Origin of the sequence: Nocardia sp. NPDC052566 (assembly GCF_044547285.1) — a bacterium.
Taxonomy (GTDB): domain Bacteria; phylum Actinomycetota; class Actinomycetes; order Mycobacteriales; family Mycobacteriaceae; genus Nocardia.
This window is the reverse complement of sequence record NZ_JBIUAF010000002.1, coordinates 832,257-849,938: the sequence shown is the minus strand read 5'-3', so window position 1 is coordinate 849,938 and position 17,682 is coordinate 832,257. Positions and strand designations below refer to the sequence as shown.

Below are 17,682 nucleotides of genomic sequence, written 5' to 3'. Positions count from 1 at the left end.
GAGTCAGACCAGCCAGGCCGCCGCGTTCCCGGCCAGCTGACCACCCTCGAGCGGCGCGCTCGACAGCAGCACCAGACCGTGCGGCAGCGCGACCGGCACCGGTGTCGTATTGAGCACGCAGATCAGGCCGCCGGGACGGCGGAAGGCGAGGCAGCCGGGCGGGCTGCCGTACCACTCGATGCCCGGCCCGGCGAATTCCGGTCGCACACCGCGCAATTCGATCGCCATCCGGTACAGCGACAGGGTGGAGCCGAGATGTTCGAGCTGCGTCTCCACCGTCAGCGCGGCCCACGCCTGCGGCATCGGCAGCCACGGCGTGCCGGTGGTGAAGGCGAACGGCGGCGCGGCGCCCTCCCACGGCATCGGCACCCGGCAGCCGTCGCGCCCGCGCACGGTATGCCCGGACCGCTCCCAGGTCGGATCCTGCAGCACCTCCTCGGGCAGATCGTCGACATTGGGCAGCCCGAGTTCGCTGCCGTTGTAGAGGAATACCGCGCCGGGCAGCGCCAGCTCCGTCAGTATCATCGCCCGCGCCCGCGCGACACCGGCGAATCCGCCGCCGTAGCGGGTGACCTCGCGCTCCACATCGTGGTTGGACAGCGTCCAGGTGGGGCTGGCGGCGACGGAGGCCACCGCGGCGAGCGAGTTATCGATCGCATCGCGCACGGCCGCGGCCTCGAAGGGGGTCTCGGCCAGGCGGAAGTTGAAGGCCAGGTGCAGTTCGTCGGGGCGCAGGTATTCGCCGAAGCGGGTGTTGTCGTCCACCCAGACCTCGCCGACGGCGACGGTGCCGGGATAGTCGTCGAGCACCTTGCGGATGCGGCGGTGGTATTCGTGCACGCCCGGGTTGTTGAACCGCAGATCGTCGTCGTCGATGTGCGCGATCACGGCGGTGTTGACCCGCGTCATATCGGGCAACCCGTCCGGTTTGGCCATGCCATGCGCGACGTCGAGCCGGAAGCCGTCGACGCCGCGGTCGAGCCAGAAGCGCAGCGTCTTCTCGAAATCCGCCCACACCTCGGGGTTTTCCCAGTTCAGGTCCGGCTGCTCGGGGGCGAAGATATGCAGGTACCACTGCCCCGGGCGGCCGTCGGCCTCGGTGACGCGGGTCCAGGCGGGTCCGCCGAAGATGCTCGGCCAGTTGTTCGGCGGCAGCGCGCCGTCCGGGCCGAGGCCGTCACGGAAGTGGTAGCGGGCGCGTTCCGGACTGCCCGGCGCGGCCTCCAACGCCGCTCGGAACCAAGGATGTTCGATGCTGGTGTGGTTGGGCACCAGATCCATCGTGACCTTGATGTTGCGGTCGTGCGCCTCGGCGATCAGCTCGTCCATCGCGGCGAGACCGCCGAAGAGCGGATCGATCTCACGCGGATCGGCGACGTCGTAACCGCCGTCGGCCATCGGGGATCTCATGACCGGACAGATCCATAGCGCGTCGACGCCGAGCAGCTCCAGATAGCCGAGCTTGTCACGGACGCCGCCCAGATCACCGACGCCGTCACCGTCGGAGTCAGCGAAGGATCTCGGATAGACCTGGTAGAAAACGGCCGACCGCCACCAAGGTTGCGCAGGGCGATCCGCCGGTGCCGGCACGGCAGATGTCTGTGTCACATCCGTAATACTGCCAAAGGGGTGCGACAAATTCCCTCAACCGCAGCAAACTTCTCGAGTTCTGGCAAATATCCAGCAGTCAAGGGGTATATCCACGAAAACCCTAGGGACCGTGCGACACTCGGCCGTAATCTCACCAGGGCGCGTTGATCAGCGAATTGGCTGCCATCTCCAGATAGTCCAGCAACTGCTTGCGGTGCGCGTCGTCGAGCACCTCCGGCTCGATCTCGGCGACCCCGATCCGCATGCACCGCAGCCACGCGTCGCGCTCGATCGGGCCGATGGTGAACGGCATGTGCCGCATCCGCAGCCGCGGGTGCCCGCGTTCGTCGGAGTAGGTGCGCGGGCCGCCCCAGTACTGCTCGAGGAACATCCGCAGGCGCCGTTCGGCGGGCCCGAGATCCTCCTCCGGGTACAGTGGCCGCAGCACTTCGTCGGCGGCTACTTCTCGATAGAAGGCAGCAATGATCCGCTGGAACGTCTCCGCCCCGCCGACGGCCTCGTAGAACGACGTTGCTGTCTGCTCGCCCGCAGTCATAAAGCCCTCTCGATTCGCTGTACCGACGCAGTCCATTGTGCCCGTCCAGCGCTGCCGGACGAAGTCCGCCGACAGCCCGCGCCGGGCCGGAGCGAAGCCGGCGGCAGCCCCACCGGCCCGCTCCGCATTACGAACGAGCGGCCCTTCAACCACAGTTCACCGGACATTGCGCGAAATCACCGTGCAATCTGCGGCGTTCCATGGTCAACTGGGTGGCAGCTCTGCCGGAATACCACATGATCCTGCCAATCATGAAATTGAGGTCCAGATGAAGCAGCGGCACGGCGCCAAGTCACACGAGGCGCGCACGCACCGACAACTCCAGCCCGCCGACGTCCACAATCGTGGGTCGGGGGCTACTCCGCTGCACATCTTGTCCGACCACTATCCCGGGCCCCATCACGGGCATCATGATCACGCACACCGCTCCGCGCCACCGCCCACCGAGGCGACGAACTGGTTGAAGCGCCGGGTGCTGCTTCTCAACGCCACCTACGAGCCGCTCACCGCCCTGTCCGCGCGCCGCGCCGTCGTACTGCTGATCTGCGACAAAGCCGATGCCGTCCACCACGATCCCGACGGTTCGGTGGTCCATTCCGCCGGTTCCGCCATCGAGATCCCCTCGGTCATCCGCCTGCGCACCTACGTGCGCGTCCCTTATCGGGCCCGCGTCCCGATGACCCGCGCCGCCCTCATGCATCGCGACCGCTACCGCTGCGGCTACTGCGGTGGCAAGGCCGAAACCATCGACCATGTCATCCCGCGCAGCCGCGGCGGCGAGCACTCGTGGGAGAACTGCGTCGCCAGCTGCGCCCCGTGTAATCACCGCAAGGCCGACAAACTGCTCAGCGAACTCGGCTGGGCCCTGCGCTCCCCCCTGGTCTCCCCCAAGGGTCCGCACTGGCGCCTGCTCTCCACCCAATCCGACCTCGACCCCGTCTGGCTCCAATACCTCGGCGAAGGCGCCGCCTGACCGAGGGTCAGGTGTATTCGATGACCAGGGTTGCCCAGGTGGATGGTTCCAGTGCTTCGAAGACGTGTGGGAGGTCGCCGGGGTAGCAGATGTAGTCGCCGGGGCGCAGTTCGACGGGGGCGTCGCTCAGGCCGACGAGGGCGCGGCCGCTGGCCATGAGTACATGCTCGACGACGCCGGGGATATGCGGGTCGGACTTGCGGCCGTGGCCGGGTTCGGCGGTGATGCGGAACAGGTCGCGCCGGGAATTGGCCGGGCCGGCGGCGAGCAGTGTCGCGTGGTAGTCCGATTCCGAAGCGGCGACCACCGGCCCCTCCCCCGCGCGGATCACCTGCACGCTCGGGCGCGGTGGATCGAGCAGCCGGGAGAACGGCATATCGAGCGCGACGCAGAGCGCCCACAGTGTCTCCAAGCTCGGATTTCCGGTGCCCGACTCCAGCTGGGACAGCGTGGATTTCGCGATGCCTGCCCGGTTCGCCACCTCGGTGAGCGATAGCCCGGCGCGGGTGCGCTCGCGGCGCAGCGCCTCGGCGATCACCGCCTGCGGAGTCGACTCCCGCTCTGCCATCACCCTCCCGTCAGGTCGCTAACAGCCCAAAGGTAACCATATTGACGAACCGTCCCGCCATGTTCACCATAAGCAACACGCGTTCGATTTGACGAACAGACGAGGCTTGTTCACTATAAGCAACATGCGTTCGATATGGCGAACACTCGGCCGGGACACACTCACCGGGATCGCGGCGGTCTGCCTCGCGGTCGGGCTGATCGGCGTCTCCTACGGCGCCACCGCCGTGACCTCGGGTTTTCCGATGTGGTTGCCGATCGCGCTCAGCTGCGTGGTGCTCGCCGCAGGCTCGGAGTTCCTGTTCATCGGCATCGTCGCCGCGGGCGGCAGCCCGATCGCGGCGGTGCTCGCGGGGTTGCTGGTGAACGCCAGGCATCTGCCCTACGGATTGTCGGTCCCCGAGGTGGTCGGCACCGGATGGCGCAGGTCGGTCGGCATTCATCTGATGAACGACGAATCCGTGGCGATGGCGCTGGCCGAAGAGGACGCCACCCGCAGGCGCGCGGCCTACTGGGCCTGCGGCTTCGGCATCGGGCTCGCTTGGCCGAGTGGCGCCCTGATCGGCGCGCTGATCGGGACATTCGTGCCCGATACCGCGGCACTGGGACTGGATGCGGTGTTCCCCGCCGTACTGCTCGCCTTGATCGTGCCTGCCCTGCGGAATCGCACAACGTTGCGTGCCGCACTGCTCGGCGCGGGCGCCGCTGTGCTCAGCGCGCCATTCGTACCCGCAGGAATGCCCGTGCTGATCGCACTTGTCGGCCTGATCGCGGTCGCCTTCGATCGCGGCGAACCGTCCACGCCGCGGACCGCACCGGAACAGCCGTGATTGCTACGAGAAGCGCGCGGAAACTCGCAACGGCACGGAAGGGAGTTGTCGAATGATGTTGGCAGCGGGGATGGTTACGCTCGCCGTCGGTACCTACGCGTTCCGCTGGGCCGGTCCGGCGCTGCGCGACCGCGTCCGTTTCCCGGCGCGCGCGGTGCGAGTGCTGGAAGTCGGTGCGGTAGTGCTGATCGCGGCACTGGTGGCGATCACCGCGCTACCGACGGGCACGGGCACGTTCGGATTCGCTTTGCCCGCAGGGGTTGTGGTGGCGGGCGTGCTGGCCTGGCGGCAGGTCCCCCTGTTGGTCGTCATCCTGGCGGCCGCCGCGACCACCGCCGGACTGCGCCTACTCGGCGTCGCGTAAACGAAACGGCCGCGCACCTTCTGATGTCCCGCACATGGTTTCGCATGCGACTCGGCGTGCGGGAGATCAGAAGGTGCGCGGCCGTGGTGCGTTCGCGGCGCTCAGATCACCAGTCGGAGCGGTTGCACGGTTCGGGGCCGCGCAGGATCGAGGTGATGAAGCAGGCGACGCCCTTCGCGCTGCCCGTACCGGAGCCGGTACCGGGGCGGCTGCTGCCCGCACTGGATCCCGTTGCGCCCTTGCTGGATCCACTGTCGGCCACCGGAGCGACCAATTCGAGCCCCGCCGAGGCGGATTCGGCGGCCGGCACCTGAGCGTTGGCCGTCGCGGCGAACGGAACGGTCAGCGCGGCCGCGACGGCCACACCGGCGGCAAACCCTCTAACTTGCATAATCCCTTGCCTTCCACTGCAATTCACCCGCCCCGCAGGGGAAGGTTATGGTCACGGCAACAGCACTCCCAGCCAGCGATTCCGGTGCCCCCAAGAGCAATGGCACCGAAACGCCAAAACTGGACGACTGACCATCTGATCCTCGCACGCATTCCCCCAGTTCGCGCGACGAGAGGCTCATACCAGCAGCAGATTTCGCGCCCCAACGCCGCGGCCAGAGAGCTCCTGAAGTAACCGAGTTCGTCGAGCGCAGTCAAATGGCCCCCAATTACGGCGTGTCGCAGGGCCATTCGACTGCGCTCGACGAAGGAACCGCGAGCCGGACGAGTACTCAGCCCGGCATGCAGCCCCTGAGAGGCGGACCAGCAAAGCTATCCAGGGAAGAGTGGGATGGCGCCGCCCAGGCGGCGGGCGACCGAACCGTAGCGGGCGTCCAGGCGCAGCCAGGTGTTGGTGGCGCGGACGCGGACGATCTCGGCGGGCGAGATACGGCGCGACTCCGCCTTGTCGCCGGAGTGCGGGATGAAATCCATTGCGGTCAGCGCGAAGACGACGCGCATGGGCACCTGCACCTGGGTCTCGCCGCCCGAAACGGTGAGCACCGTCTGGTCGAGCAGCGAGGCGGGCGGCCCGTGGCTGCTGCCGTGTTCCTTCGCCAGCGCGGCACCCTGTTCGGCGAGTTCGACCAGGGTGCGCGCGGGCACATCGTCGACGTGGACGAAGCCGTCGACCGGTGGCAGCGCGCCACGCCACGCGGAATCCATCGAGTAGCCCAGGTCGATCGGGCTGCCGGTGGACAGCCCGGCCAGCACCAAGTCGGCGCCGACGGTGACGTCGTCGACGCCGAGCTCGGCGACCACCGTCCGCACCGCGAGCGCCTCGAAACCCGTTGCCACCCATGCGGAGACGTACCGCTCCCCGCGGCGGCGGATACGCACCACCGCCGCGGGATCGAGCCGGACGGCCCTGGTCAGGAAGGTGGCCAGGTTCTCCCGCTCGGCCGGATCGGCCACATGCAGCACTCGCTGCTCCGTCATCACAACGGTCCTTACCCGATTACCGTCCGCTCTATTCGCTCATCCAGCCGGCGAGGTAATCGCGCTCCGGCTCGGTCAACCGGCGCAACCGCTGCGTCTGGATATCGAACGCGGCGATCTGGGTCGAGGCGATCACCGCGGGCGGCGAATCCGGCGCCGCGCCCGCGGCACGCACCTCGTAACCGATGGTGAAGTCGACCGCACGCAACTGCTCGATCCACATGGCGATATCGAGCGGGGTGTCCTCGTGGCGCAGCTGGCCGCGGTAGCGGACCCGCAGGTCCGCGAGCACGCAACCCTCACGCAACGGTGCGGTGGGGCGGCCGTCCTCGAACAGCCACGGAATCCGCGCCTCCTCCAGCAGCGTCACCATGCGCGCATGGTTGACGTGCTGGAACACGTCCATGTCCGACCACCGCACGTCCACCTTGGCGTGAAAGCGCTTCGGCAGCACACCACTACTACCGTGCGCCCTGCCGTTCACCGAACTAGTCAACGAGGTACCTCCGATTGGGCGCCCACCCCGCTCACCATGCTCCGCACTTGCCGCGCTGCAACCGAAAGGGTGGCGAGATCGTGCGCTCCGGACTCGAACAATTCCGACAGCGCGGCCCGGGCACGCCCGAGCCGTGACTGATTCTTCGACTCCCAGTATGCAATCTTCTCGTCCGCCGTCTCCTCGGGGTCGCCGGCGGAGAGCACATCGAGGGTCAGCGAACGCAGCGAACCGTACATATCGTCGCGCAGCGCGAGCCGGGCCAGCGAGTGCCAGCGGTCACCGCGTTCGAGGTGGCCGACCGCCTCCAGCAGCCAGTCGATCTTGAGGTGCTCGTTGAGCGCGTAGTACAGCGAACCGACCTCGTCGCCGCTGCGATCGGTGATGTCGGCGATATCGAGCACATCGAGCAGCGGGAACAGGTTGAGCAGACCGAACACCTCGGTGGCCAGTTCAGTCGGCGCACCACGGGCGATCAGCTCCGCCGACTGGTCGGTCAGCGTGGAGACGTGATGGCCGCGCAGCCAGCCGGGCACCTTCGGTGCGAGTTCGCGCACGCCACGGCTGTACCGGTTGATCTCCGCGCCGACCGCGATCGGCTGCGGGCGGTTCGACAGCAGCCAGCGCGAGGCACGGTCGAGGGTCCGCTTGGTTTCCAGCTCCAGCAGGTCGCGCACCGCGGTGGCGACCTCGGCCGCCCGGATCCGCTCCCACATGGCGTGCAGGTCGAAGATCTCGGTCGCCGCGGCGAAGGCGCGCACGGAATCGGTGGTGGTCGCGCCGATCTCCTCGTTCAACCGGTGCGCGTAGGTGATGCGTCCGTAGTCCACCATCTCGTTGACGATCATGGTGGTGACGATCTCCCTGCGCAGCCGGTGCCGCTTGATCGCCGCGCCGAACCGCCCGCGCAGCGGGGTCGGGAAGTAGTTCGGCAGCCGGTTGGCGAAGTAGGCGTTCTCCGGCAGATCGGTCTCGAGCAGATCGGCCTTCAGCGAAAGCTTCACGTGCGCCATGAGGTTGGCGAGTTCCGGCGAGGTGAGCCCGGCGCCGTCCTCCATCATCCGCTTCATCTGCGCGTTCGAGGGCAGCGCCTCCAGTTCGCGGTCGAGGCCGCGGCGCTGCTCCAGATCGTCGATCAGGCGCATGTGCACGTTCAGCATCTGCGGTGCGTCGGCACGGCAGATACCCATCAGGAAGTTCTGGGCGACGTTGTCCTGCAACACCATCCGCGCGACCTCGTCGGTCATCGAGGCGAGCAGCGGGTTGCGCTCGGCCTCGGGCAGCAGCCCGGCCGAGACCACGCCGTCGAGCAGCACCTTGATGTTGACCTCGTGGTCGGAGCAGTCGACACCGGCGGAGTTGTCCAGCGCGTCGGTGTTCATCTTGCCGCCGCTGCGGCAGAATTCGATCCGGCCGAGCGCGGTGGCGCCGAGGTTACCGCCCTCGCCGATCACCTTGACCCGCAACTGATTTCCGTTGACTCGCACCGGATCGTTGGACTTGTCGCCCACCTCGGCATTGGTTTCGGTGCTCGCCTTGATGTAGGTGCCGATACCGCCGTTCCACAGTAACTGGGCGGGCGAGAGCAGGATCGCGCGCACCAGCTCGGGCGGCGACAGCGCCGTCACATCGTCGGCGAGCCCGAGCGCGGCCCTGGCCTGCGGGCTGATCGGGATGGACTTCACGGTGCGATCCCAGACGCCGCCGCCGGTGCTGATCAGCGACGCGTCGTAATCGGCCCAGGACGAGCGCGGCAGCGCGAACATGCGCGCACGCTCCCGATACGACCGTGCCGCATCGGGATTCGGGTCGAGGAAGATGTGCCGGTGGTCGAACGCCGCGACCAGGCGGATGTGCTCGGACAGCAGCATGCCGTTGCCGAACACGTCACCGCTCATATCGCCGACGCCGACGACGGTGAAATCCTCGGTCTGGGTGTCGATATCCATCTCGCGGAAGTGCCGCTTGACGCTCTCCCACGCGCCCTTGGCGGTGATGCCCATCGCCTTGTGGTCGTAGCCCGCCGAGCCGCCGGAGGCGAACGCGTCACCGAGCCAGAAGCCGTAGCGCTTGGCCACCTCGTTGGCGATATCGGAGAACGTCGCCGTGCCCTTGTCCGCGGCGACCACCAGGTAGGTGTCGTCGCCATCGCGGCGCACCACCCGCGCGGGCGGAATGACATGCCCGGTCGCGTGATCGACGTTATCGGTGAGGTCGAGCAGGCCGGAGATGAGGGTGCGGTAGCAGTCGACGCCTTCCGCGCCGAGCGCCTGCCGGTCCGCGACCGGGTCGCCGGTGGGCAGCGGCGGCTGCTTCACCACGAAACCGCCCTTCGCGCCGACCGGCACGATGACCGCGTTCTTCACCGCCTGCGCCTTGACCAGGCCGAGAATTTCGGTGCGGAAGTCCTCCAGCCGGTCCGACCAGCGCAACCCGCCGCGGGCCACCGGACCGAACCGCAGGTGCACGCCCTCGACCTTCGGCGAGTAGACGAAGATCTCGAATTGCGGCCGCGGCTTGGGCAATTCGGCGATCTCCTGCGGTTCCACCTTCACCGAGACGTAGGAGCGCGAGACACCCTCGAGATCGGTGACGTAGTAGTTGGTGCGCAGCGTGGCCTTGATCAGGCTGAGGATGGCGCGCAGGATGCGGTCCGCGTCGAGGCTGACCACCTCGTCGATCCGGCCGCGCACCTGCGCCTCCAGATCGGCGGCGTGCTCGGCGGCGTGGGTGTCCGGATCGAACATCGCGCCGAACAGGTCGACGAACAGCCTGGCCACATCCGGGTAGGTGAGCAGCACCCTGGCGATATTCGCCTGGCTGTACGGAAAGTCGGCCTGCTGCAGGTATTTCGCGTAGGTGCGCAGGATCGACACCGCGCGCCACGGCAGCCTGGCGCGCAGCACGAGTTCGTTGAGCTGATCCGCCTCGGCACGGCCGTACCAGACCGCCTCGAACGCCTCGGTGAAGCGCTCGCGCAACCCGCGCACCGCCGCCTCCAGCGCGTCCGCGCGCGCCGAGGATTCGAGCAGTTCCGCGTCCAGGTCCCGATCCAGTGAGCTGCGCAGCAATTCGGGCCTGGCGAGCAGGCCGAAATCGTAGATCCAGCGTTCCACCGGCAGGTCGGCGCCGGGCGGCGGATCGAGCTTGATCTGGTACGGCCGTTCGTCGATCACCTCGACGCCGAGGCTCTGCAGCACGGGAAGCACCTGACTCAGCGAGACGCCGGTGCCGCCGATGTAGAGGGTGAACCGCCACGAGCCGGGATCGGATTCCGTTCTGCGGTACAGGTATTGGTCGATGGCGCCCTCGGACAGCCGCTCCAGCCTGACCACGTCGACCAGTGCGCGGCCCGGTTCGAAGTCCTGCTTGTAGCCCTCGGGGAAGGCGTCGGCGTACCGCTCGACGATGCCGGGATCGAGCACCGACGAGGTGCTCACCTCGTCGGCGAGGTGGTCCTCCCAGGTGTGGCTGGCCTCGGCGAGCAGGTTCTGGATGCGCAGCCGGTTCGGCTCGGAGACATCGGCGGTCGGCGCCGCGTAGCGCGGGATCCCGAAGTTCCCCTCCGGCATCCGCACCGTGAAATAGACACTGGCGAGCTCACTTTCGCTCACCCTGGCCGAGTAGTCGATGGAGACGCCGCCCAGCTCGCGCACCAGGATCTCCTGCATCTCCAGCCGCACCCTGGTGGTGTAGCGGTCGCGGGGCAGGTAGACCAGGCAGGCGACGAACCGGCCGAAGCCGTCCGAGCGCATGAACAGCCGAACCTGGCGGCGCAGGCCGACATTGAGCACCGCGACCGCCGTACGGCGCATGGTCTCGGCGTCGGAGGAGAACAGCTCGGTGCGCGGGAACGATTGGATGACCTCGAGCATGGCCTGCCCGGAGAACGATTCCAGGTCGAAGCCGCTCTCCTCGATCACCGAGCGCACCCGGCGCGCGATGACCGGGATGTCGAGCACGTTCTCGTGCACCGCGGTGACGGTGAAGACGCCGAGGAACAGGTGCTGGCCGACGATCGCGCCGCTGTCGTCGAATTCGGCGACGCCGACGAAATACGGGTACACCGAGCGGTGCACGGTGGCGGGCACCAGGCCCTGGGTGAGCATCAGCAGCGAGCCGTCGCCACCGTTGACCGGGACGCGGAAGTCGGTGCCGACATCGGGGCGGAGCACGCCGAGATTGGTGCCGGGCATCGCGTTCGAGGTGGTCTGCCCCTGCTCCTCGGCGAGCCGATAGCGCGCGTAGCCGAGCACGGTGAAATTGCCACCTGCCAACCAGCGCAACAGGTTCGCGCAGTCGACCAGGTCGGTCTCCTGGAACGGCGCCGAGCCGGACTTCGCGGCCAGCTCGAGATCGTCGGCCAGCTTGCCCTGCACCGCGATGATCGCCTCGGTGTCATCGATGACCTGGCGCACGTCGGCGACCACGTCCGGCATCGCCGACGCGACCCGGTCGAGCAGCGCCCGGCTGGTCGACGGGTGCAGCTGCAAGTGCATCCAGGATTCGCGCAGGGTGCCGTTGCCATTGCCGTTGCCGTCGACCTCGTGCGGCGCGGCATGGGTGAGCCGACCGCTACCGTCGCGCTCGACCTCGAAAATCGGGTGGATCACCTCGCTGACGCTGACGCCCATCCGGCTCAGCGACGAGGTGATGGACTCCACGAGCAGGGACATGTCATCGGTGACCAGCTGGACCGCGGCGCCGAGACCGGAGCCGTCGTCGGGGTGGTACACCCGTACCAGGGCCCGCCCCTCCTGGCGGACCATGGCCAGCTCCATATGCCTGCGAAAGATCTGGGTGATTCCGGTGATCGCACAGTCCACATCGCCAGCGTCGACGTGGCGGAAATACGCCTCCTCGAGCGTCGCGAGGTCGCCGCGCAGCTGCTGCGGCAAACTCGCGGCCCACGCCGCACTGGACAATTCGGACGAGACCGTCATTTTTTCGCCAACTCCTCGGATATCGGTTCCGCAACAAAGTGACGCCGGTCCGAGAGTAGCTGTGCCCAGGAGGCGCGGGGGTGAAATCCCTTCTAATCACGGGTTGTTCACCGAAACCGCACAGTTCGCCACTCGTTTGCCGAGGTTGGCCGAAATGATCACGGCACAGCATCGTTCCGGACGCGCGGACGTCAGGTGAACGCGAGCAGGCGCGGGATTCCCGGCAACAGCGGCGACAAGGCGTCGCCAAAGTGATCGGCGACCGCCTCGCCGTTGAGGATCGCTGATTGCTCGGACTGCGCCTGCGCATTCACGACCACTACCCTAGTCAGATCTACGGTGGTTCGCTGTCCGGTCCGTCCCCGGTCCTGGGACCACGCTGGGCGGTGACGCAAACAGGCCCCCAGGCGCGATGATGTCATCGCACCCGGGGGCCTGCGGCACTCGGCTCAGTCGCGGGTGAGCTTGCGGTGGGTTACCCGATGCGGGCGCGCGGCTTCCAGGCCGAGGCGCTCGATCTTGTTGGCCTCGTAGGCCTCGAAGTTGCCCTCGAACCAGAACCACTTGGCGTCGTTGTCGTTGTCGCCCTCCCACGCGAGGATGTGGGTGCAGGTGCGGTCCAGGAACCAGCGGTCGTGCGAGATGACCACGGCGCAACCGGGGAACTGCTCGAGCGCGTTCTCCAGCGAGCCGAGGGTCTCGACGTCGAGGTCGTTGGTCGGCTCGTCGAGCAGGATCAGGTTGCCGCCCTGCTTGAGGGTCAGCGCCAGGTTCAGGCGGTTGCGCTCACCACCGGAGAGCACGCCCGCGGGCTTCTGCTGATCCGGGCCCTTGAAGCCGAACGCGCTGACGTAGGCGCGCGAGGGCATCTCCTGGTTGCCGACCTGGATGAAGTCCAGGCCCTCGGAAACGACCTGCCAGACGTTCTTCGCCGGGTCGATGCCCGCGCGGTTCTGGTCGACGTAGCTCAGCTTGACCGTCTCGCCGACCTTCACCTCGCCGCTGTCCGGCTGTTCCAGTCCGACAATCGTCTTGAACAGCGTGGTCTTACCGACACCGTTCGGGCCGATGACGCCGACGATTCCGTTGCGCGGCAACGTGAACGACAGATCCTTGATCAGCTGGCGGTCGCCGAAGCCCTTGTCCAGATGGCTGACCTCGACCACGATATTGCCCAGACGCGGGCCCGCCGGGATCTGGATCTCCTCGAAGTCCAACTTGCGCTGCTTCTCGGCCTCGATCGCCATTTCCTCGTACCGGTCGAGGCGGGCCTTGTTCTTGGCCTGACGGGCCTTGGCGCCGGAGCGCACCCAGGCGAGTTCTTCCTTGAGCCGCTTCTGCAGCTTCTGGTCCTTCTTGCCCTGGACCTCGAGGCGCTGGGCCTTCTTCTCCAAGTAGGTGGAGTAGTTGCCCTCGTACGGGTACGCCCGGCCGCGGTCCAGCTCGAGAATCCACTGCGCCACATTGTCCAGGAAGTACCGGTCGTGGGTGACCGCGAGCACGGCGCCCGCGTACGACGCGAGGTGCTGCTCGAGCCAGAGCACGCTCTCGGCGTCGAGGTGGTTGGTCGGCTCGTCGAGCAGCAGCAGGTCGGGCTTGCTCAGCAGCAGCTTGCACAGCGCGACGCGGCGGCGCTCACCACCGGAGAGCTTGGTGACCGGCTCGTCCGGCGGCGGGCAGCGCAGCGCGTCCATCGCCTGCTCCAGCTGGGAGTCGACATCCCACGCATCGGCGTGATCCAGATACTCCTGCAGCTTGCCCATTTCCTCGAGGAGCTCATCGGAGTATTCGGTCTCCATGAGCTTGAGGACCTCGTTGTAGCGGTCGAGCTTCACCTTGACCTCGCCGAGGCCCTCCTCGACGTTGCCACGAACGGTCTTCTCTTCGTTCAGCGGCGGCTCCTGCTGCAGAATGCCAACCGTCGCGCCGGGTGCGAGGAAGGCTTCCCCGTTGTTCGGCTGGTCCAGTCCGGCCATGATCTTCAGCACGCTGGATTTACCGGCGCCGTTCGGACCGACGACACCGATCTTGGCGCCGGGAAGGAAGTTCAAGGTGACATCGTCGAGCACGACCTTGTCGCCGTGCGCCTTCCGAACCTTCTTCATCTGGTAAATGAACTCAGCCATGTACGAAAGCCTATCGGTGCGCGAGTAGCGGATAAGTGGTGGGATCAGGCATCGACCGGCTCGGGTTCGGCGCCTCGGGTCGATGTGGATGACACGGTCGCTGCGCTGTCCCCCGGACCCTCGCCGACACGTGCGTGGTTTGCAGCGTTCGATCCCGCGCAAGTATTCCGCATCGCACCGTCCGGCGCGGAATCGGCTCGCTGCTCCGAGCGCCGGAAGACCTGTGCGGTGCAGCGGGACAGATCGGGACCGATCGCGCTGGCCCGCAGCTCCACGTCACGGCGTTCCGCGCCGTCCCTGGTGCGGTAGTCGTGGGTGCGCAGCTGACCGTGCGCGATGACCGGGTCGCCGCGGTGCAGTGAACGGTCGACCCCGTCGACCAGCCTGCGCCAGCACACCACGGTGAGGAACAGGGTTCCGTTGTCCACCCACTGGCCGGTGGTGTTGTCGAAGCGGCGGGAATTGCTCGCCATCCGGAAGGTGACCACCTGGTCCCCGTTGAGCAGGTCGCGTTTGACCGGATCGGTGACCACGGTGCCGATCACGGTCGCATTCGTCTCGTACATGTTTACGCCCCTTCATATTTCGTCCCGGTGCGGGCTGGTTTCCTCAGCCTGATCGATCCGGGGCGGGCGTGGGCGGCGCGATGTGCGAATGTGGATAAGTTTTCCGGTTGTGGATATCTCGCGCTTCAGGCGAATTCCGGTCAGAGCATCGCGGGATCGGTATTGGCGCCGCACAAAACCACGACGGGCCGCTCCCCTTCGGCGGGAACATAGGCGCCGCTCTGCACCGCGGCCAGCGCGGTGGCGCCCGCCGGTTCGACCACGATGCGGAATTCACGCCACAGGTATTCGCGGGCCGCGGTGATCGCGTCCTCGGTCACCAGCAGCGAACGCACACCGTAGCGGCGCGCGATTTCCAGTGCGATCTCCCCGATCCTGGTGGCGCCGAGCGCATTTCCGGAGGCGGCGACGTCCACCGGGCGATCCGCGCTCAGCGCCGCGTGCAGTGTCGGGACACGCTCCGGCTCGACGCCGATCACCTGCTGGCGCCGCCCGAGCGCCGCGGCGACACCGGCGACCAGGCTGCCACCGCCGACCGTGGCCAGCACCGGCGGGCGCCCGCGCACCTGTTCCTCCAGCTCCAGCCCGACCACACCCGCGCCGGCGACCACCGCGGGCAGGTCATAGGCGTGCAGCCGCAACGCTTTCCGCTCGGCCGCGAGCTCCGCCGCGTACCGATAGGCCTCCTCGTAGGTGGTGCCGTGCCAGAGCACCTCGGCGCCGTAGGACCACATCGCGGCCACCTTGGTATGCGGCGCGGACTCCGGCACCACCACGGTGCACGACATGCCGAGCCGGGCCGCGGCCAGCGCGGCCGCGATCCCCGCGTTGCCGCCGGAGGCGATGACGATCTGCTCGGCGCCCTCGGCCGACTCCAGCAGTGCGTTGAGGCTGCCGCGCACCTTGAAAGTGCCGCCGTGCTGGAGATATTCGAGTTTCAGCGTCACCGGGACCGGTCCGTACGGCCCGGCGACGGAGGTGTGGAACACCGGTGTCTTGCGGATCCGCCCGGCCAGCCGCTTGCGTGCCGCGCGCACATCGGACCGATATACCTGGCTCCCCGATCGATGCCGTGGTTCCATCACCGCACGCTCACTCACGACGCCGCCCGGCGCTGTCTCGCGCACCATCGACTCACTGGTGCGCCCCTCGGTCCCGTTTGGCCAGTTCGGCGTACATCGCGTTGTAGGAAGCGAGTTCCGCGTCGTTGTCGCGGTCGGCGGCCCGATCCATCCGCTGCGCCAAACGCTTGTCGCTGCGCGACCATTGGATGAGCAGCGCGAGCATCACCACCACCAGCGGCACCTCGCCGCTGGCCCACGCCAGGCTGCCGCCGGTGCGCTGATCACCGAGCAGGTCGGTGTTCCAGCCGAGGCCGAGGCTGCGGAAGAACCAGCCGCCCATCACCGTGGTCATGCTCATCAACGCGATGCCGAAGAAGGCGTGGAACGGCAGCGAGCCGAACACCATGCCCAGCTTGGTCAGCGGTTCCACCTGCCGTGGCTTGGGATCGATGCCGATCACCACCCAGTAGAAGAGGTAGCCGCTGAGCAGGAAGTGCAGGTTCATCAGCAGATGCGCCGCGTGGGAATCGACGAACGCGTCGTAGATGCCGCCCATGTACAGCGCGTAGAACCCGCCGACGAAAATGATCGACGCGACGATCGGATGGGTCAGCAAGCGCGACACCGGATTGTGCACCGCGGCGAGAATCCATTCGCGCGGACCGGGCGCGCCACCGCGCCCGGCCGGCGGCAGCGCACGCAGCGCCAGCGTCACCGCACCGCCGAGTGCGAACAGGATCGGCGCGAGCATCGACAGCGCCATGTGCTGGCCCATGTGCACGCTGAACACCGCGGGCGAATACCGTCCGACACCGGACGACGTCGCGAAAAGCAGGATCGCACAAGCGGATAGCCACGCGATGGTGCGGCCGACCGGCCAGGCGTCACCGCGCGCACGCAGCCGTCCGACCCCCATCAGATACAGCACCGCAAGCACGATCGACAGCGTGCCGAAGATCAAGTCGAAGCGCCAGTCGAACAGCAGCCGTCCCGCGGTCGGCGGACCGGCCAGGTTGTAACCGAGTTCGACCTCCGTCGGCGTCGGCACCGTGCGTGGCGGCGGCGGTGGCGTGCGGCCGAGCCCGACCGCGAGCCCCATGGTCGCGGCGAACACCAGTACCTCGACGCCCGCGAACCGGATGAGCGCGCCGCGATCTCCCGGATCGGCGGCCAGCGCGGGCAGCGAGGCGCGGCGCTGCTGGTAGCCGAACAGACCGAGGATCACCAGCGCGACGGCCTTGGCCAGCACCAGCTTGCCGTAGGTGGTGCTGAACAGCTCGTCCAGCGGCACCCGTATCAAAGCGTTGAGCACGCCGCTGAGCCCGATGACGACGAACGCGACCGTCGCGACCTTGGAGAAACGCCGCGCCGCGAGATCGGTGTGCGCGCCACCGCGCAGCGCGTGCGCGAGCACCGCGAACAGCCCGCCGACCCACACCGCGGCCGAAACCATGTGCAGAATCAGGCTGTTGGTGGCCAGATCGTGCGAACCTCCCGAGGACGAGTGACCCGTCAACGCCAACGGCATCATCGTGACGATCGCGCCGCCGAACAACACCGGCGTCCATCCCCACCGCAATGCCAGCCTGCACCCGATCGCGAGCAGCAGCGCGAAAATCACCGTGGTGCGCCAGGCGCCCGCCAGCGCGATCTGATCGATGGCCCGCCACAACTCCTCCGGCCGCCACACCTGGCCCACCGGACGTCCTGTGGTGTCGGACACAATCAGTGGCACGAGCAGCGCGGCACAGCACGCCCACACCAGCGCGGCATCGGAGGCGCGCCGAAGCGCCCGGTAGCCGCCGACATCGAGCAGCCCATCGGCTTGCGGCGGTACCAGGAACGCCGCGAACAGCAGCGACCCGACGGCCACCGCGCCGGACAGGTCGGCGAGCGCGCGCAACGCGGGCAGCCCGTAGGTGGTCAGCGGGCCGGGATCCGGGATGCCGAGCAGGCTCAGCGCCTGCGTCGCCGACAGCCCGACCACCAGCGCGGCCACCACGGCAGCGGTGGCGCCGGCCAGCACGGTCACCGTCGCGAAGGTCGCCGCGCCACCCGTCCGAGCAATCTCGATATCGGGTTTTACGGGCGGGTCCTGCGCAGATGACATACGACTCAGCGTAGTTCGACCGGTATCGGGTGACCCGGTGGGGTTTGGGCCGATATCCTTGCCCCCGGA

15 protein-coding genes are annotated in these 17,682 nt (G+C 67.7%); 3 read left to right on the top strand and 12 right to left on the bottom strand.

What is annotated here, in order from left to right:
• Window positions 1-3: 3 nt before the first annotated feature.
• Together ACIG5A_RS10890 and ACIG5A_RS10885 are read right to left on the bottom strand one after the other, a co-directional pair.
• Complete coding sequence (locus ACIG5A_RS10890) at window positions 4-1,608, bottom strand: glycoside hydrolase family 13 protein (protein WP_397239969.1); 1,605 nt, start codon at window positions 1,606-1,608, stop codon at window positions 4-6.
• Between the two features lie 133 nt (window positions 1,609-1,741).
• Window positions 1,742-2,146, bottom strand: coding sequence for a globin (locus tag ACIG5A_RS10885; protein WP_397239968.1), 405 nt, complete (start codon window positions 2,144-2,146; stop codon window positions 1,742-1,744).
• A gap of 268 nt (window positions 2,147-2,414) precedes the next feature.
• Between ACIG5A_RS10885 and ACIG5A_RS10880 the strand changes: the two genes are divergently transcribed.
• On the top strand, window positions 2,415-3,119 hold the full coding sequence (locus ACIG5A_RS10880) for an HNH endonuclease (RefSeq protein WP_397239967.1): 705 nt from the start codon (window positions 2,415-2,417) through the stop codon (window positions 3,117-3,119).
• A gap of 7 nt (window positions 3,120-3,126) precedes the next feature.
• Here the strand turns inward: ACIG5A_RS10880 and ACIG5A_RS10875 are convergent, their stop codons facing one another.
• Entirely contained in the window at window positions 3,127-3,687 is a 561-nt protein-coding gene (locus ACIG5A_RS10875; protein ID WP_397239966.1) for a helix-turn-helix domain-containing protein, read from the bottom strand.
• Between the two features lie 124 nt (window positions 3,688-3,811).
• Between ACIG5A_RS10875 and ACIG5A_RS10870 the strand changes: the two genes are divergently transcribed.
• Together ACIG5A_RS10870 and ACIG5A_RS10865 are read left to right on the top strand one after the other, a co-directional pair.
• Complete coding sequence (locus ACIG5A_RS10870; RefSeq protein WP_397239965.1) at window positions 3,812-4,516, top strand: AzlC family ABC transporter permease; 705 nt, start codon at window positions 3,812-3,814, stop codon at window positions 4,514-4,516.
• Between the two features lie 52 nt (window positions 4,517-4,568).
• Complete coding sequence (locus tag ACIG5A_RS10865; RefSeq protein ID WP_397239964.1) at window positions 4,569-4,880, top strand: AzlD domain-containing protein; 312 nt, start codon at window positions 4,569-4,571, stop codon at window positions 4,878-4,880.
• A gap of 106 nt (window positions 4,881-4,986) precedes the next feature.
• Here ACIG5A_RS10865 and ACIG5A_RS10860 read toward each other — a convergent pair whose 3' ends face one another.
• The 9 genes from ACIG5A_RS10860 to ACIG5A_RS10820 form a co-directional block, all read right to left on the bottom strand.
• Window positions 4,987-5,271: a hypothetical protein gene (locus tag ACIG5A_RS10860; protein ID WP_397239963.1), complete on the bottom strand. Its 285-nt coding sequence runs from the start codon at window positions 5,269-5,271 to the stop codon at window positions 4,987-4,989.
• Between the two features lie 371 nt (window positions 5,272-5,642).
• Entirely contained in the window at window positions 5,643-6,308 is a 666-nt protein-coding gene (locus tag ACIG5A_RS10855) for a hypothetical protein (protein ID WP_397239962.1), read from the bottom strand.
• 31 nt (window positions 6,309-6,339) lie between these two features.
• On the bottom strand, window positions 6,340-6,804 hold the full coding sequence (locus ACIG5A_RS10850) for an acyl-CoA thioesterase (RefSeq protein WP_397239961.1): 465 nt from the start codon (window positions 6,802-6,804) through the stop codon (window positions 6,340-6,342).
• Window positions 6,801-11,747 carry an NAD-glutamate dehydrogenase gene (locus tag ACIG5A_RS10845; protein WP_397239960.1) on the bottom strand — a complete coding sequence of 1,649 codons (4,947 nt, stop codon included), beginning with the start codon at window positions 11,745-11,747 and terminating at the stop codon, window positions 6,801-6,803. The genes ACIG5A_RS10850 and ACIG5A_RS10845 overlap by 4 nt, the downstream gene beginning before the upstream one ends.
• 191 nt (window positions 11,748-11,938) lie before the next feature.
• Window positions 11,939-12,061 (bottom strand): hypothetical protein, encoded by a 123-nt coding sequence (locus ACIG5A_RS10840; protein ID WP_397239959.1) that lies wholly within the window; start codon window positions 12,059-12,061, stop codon window positions 11,939-11,941.
• A 135-nt stretch (window positions 12,062-12,196) separates the two neighbouring features.
• Window positions 12,197-13,873 carry an energy-dependent translational throttle protein EttA gene (gene ettA / locus ACIG5A_RS10835; RefSeq protein ID WP_397239958.1) on the bottom strand — a complete coding sequence of 559 codons (1,677 nt, stop codon included), beginning with the start codon at window positions 13,871-13,873 and terminating at the stop codon, window positions 12,197-12,199.
• A gap of 44 nt (window positions 13,874-13,917) precedes the next feature.
• The gene (gene ssb, locus ACIG5A_RS10830; protein WP_397239957.1) at window positions 13,918-14,439 is read right to left on the bottom strand and encodes a single-stranded DNA-binding protein; all 522 of its coding nucleotides are present in this window, start codon (window positions 14,437-14,439) and stop codon (window positions 13,918-13,920) included.
• A 140-nt stretch (window positions 14,440-14,579) separates the two neighbouring features.
• Entirely contained in the window at window positions 14,580-15,521 is a 942-nt protein-coding gene (locus ACIG5A_RS10825; RefSeq protein ID WP_397240590.1) for a threonine/serine dehydratase, read from the bottom strand.
• A gap of 52 nt (window positions 15,522-15,573) precedes the next feature.
• Window positions 15,574-17,613, bottom strand: coding sequence for a cytochrome c oxidase assembly protein (locus tag ACIG5A_RS10820; protein WP_397239956.1), 2,040 nt, complete (start codon window positions 17,611-17,613; stop codon window positions 15,574-15,576).
• Window positions 17,614-17,682: the final 69 nt, after the last annotated feature.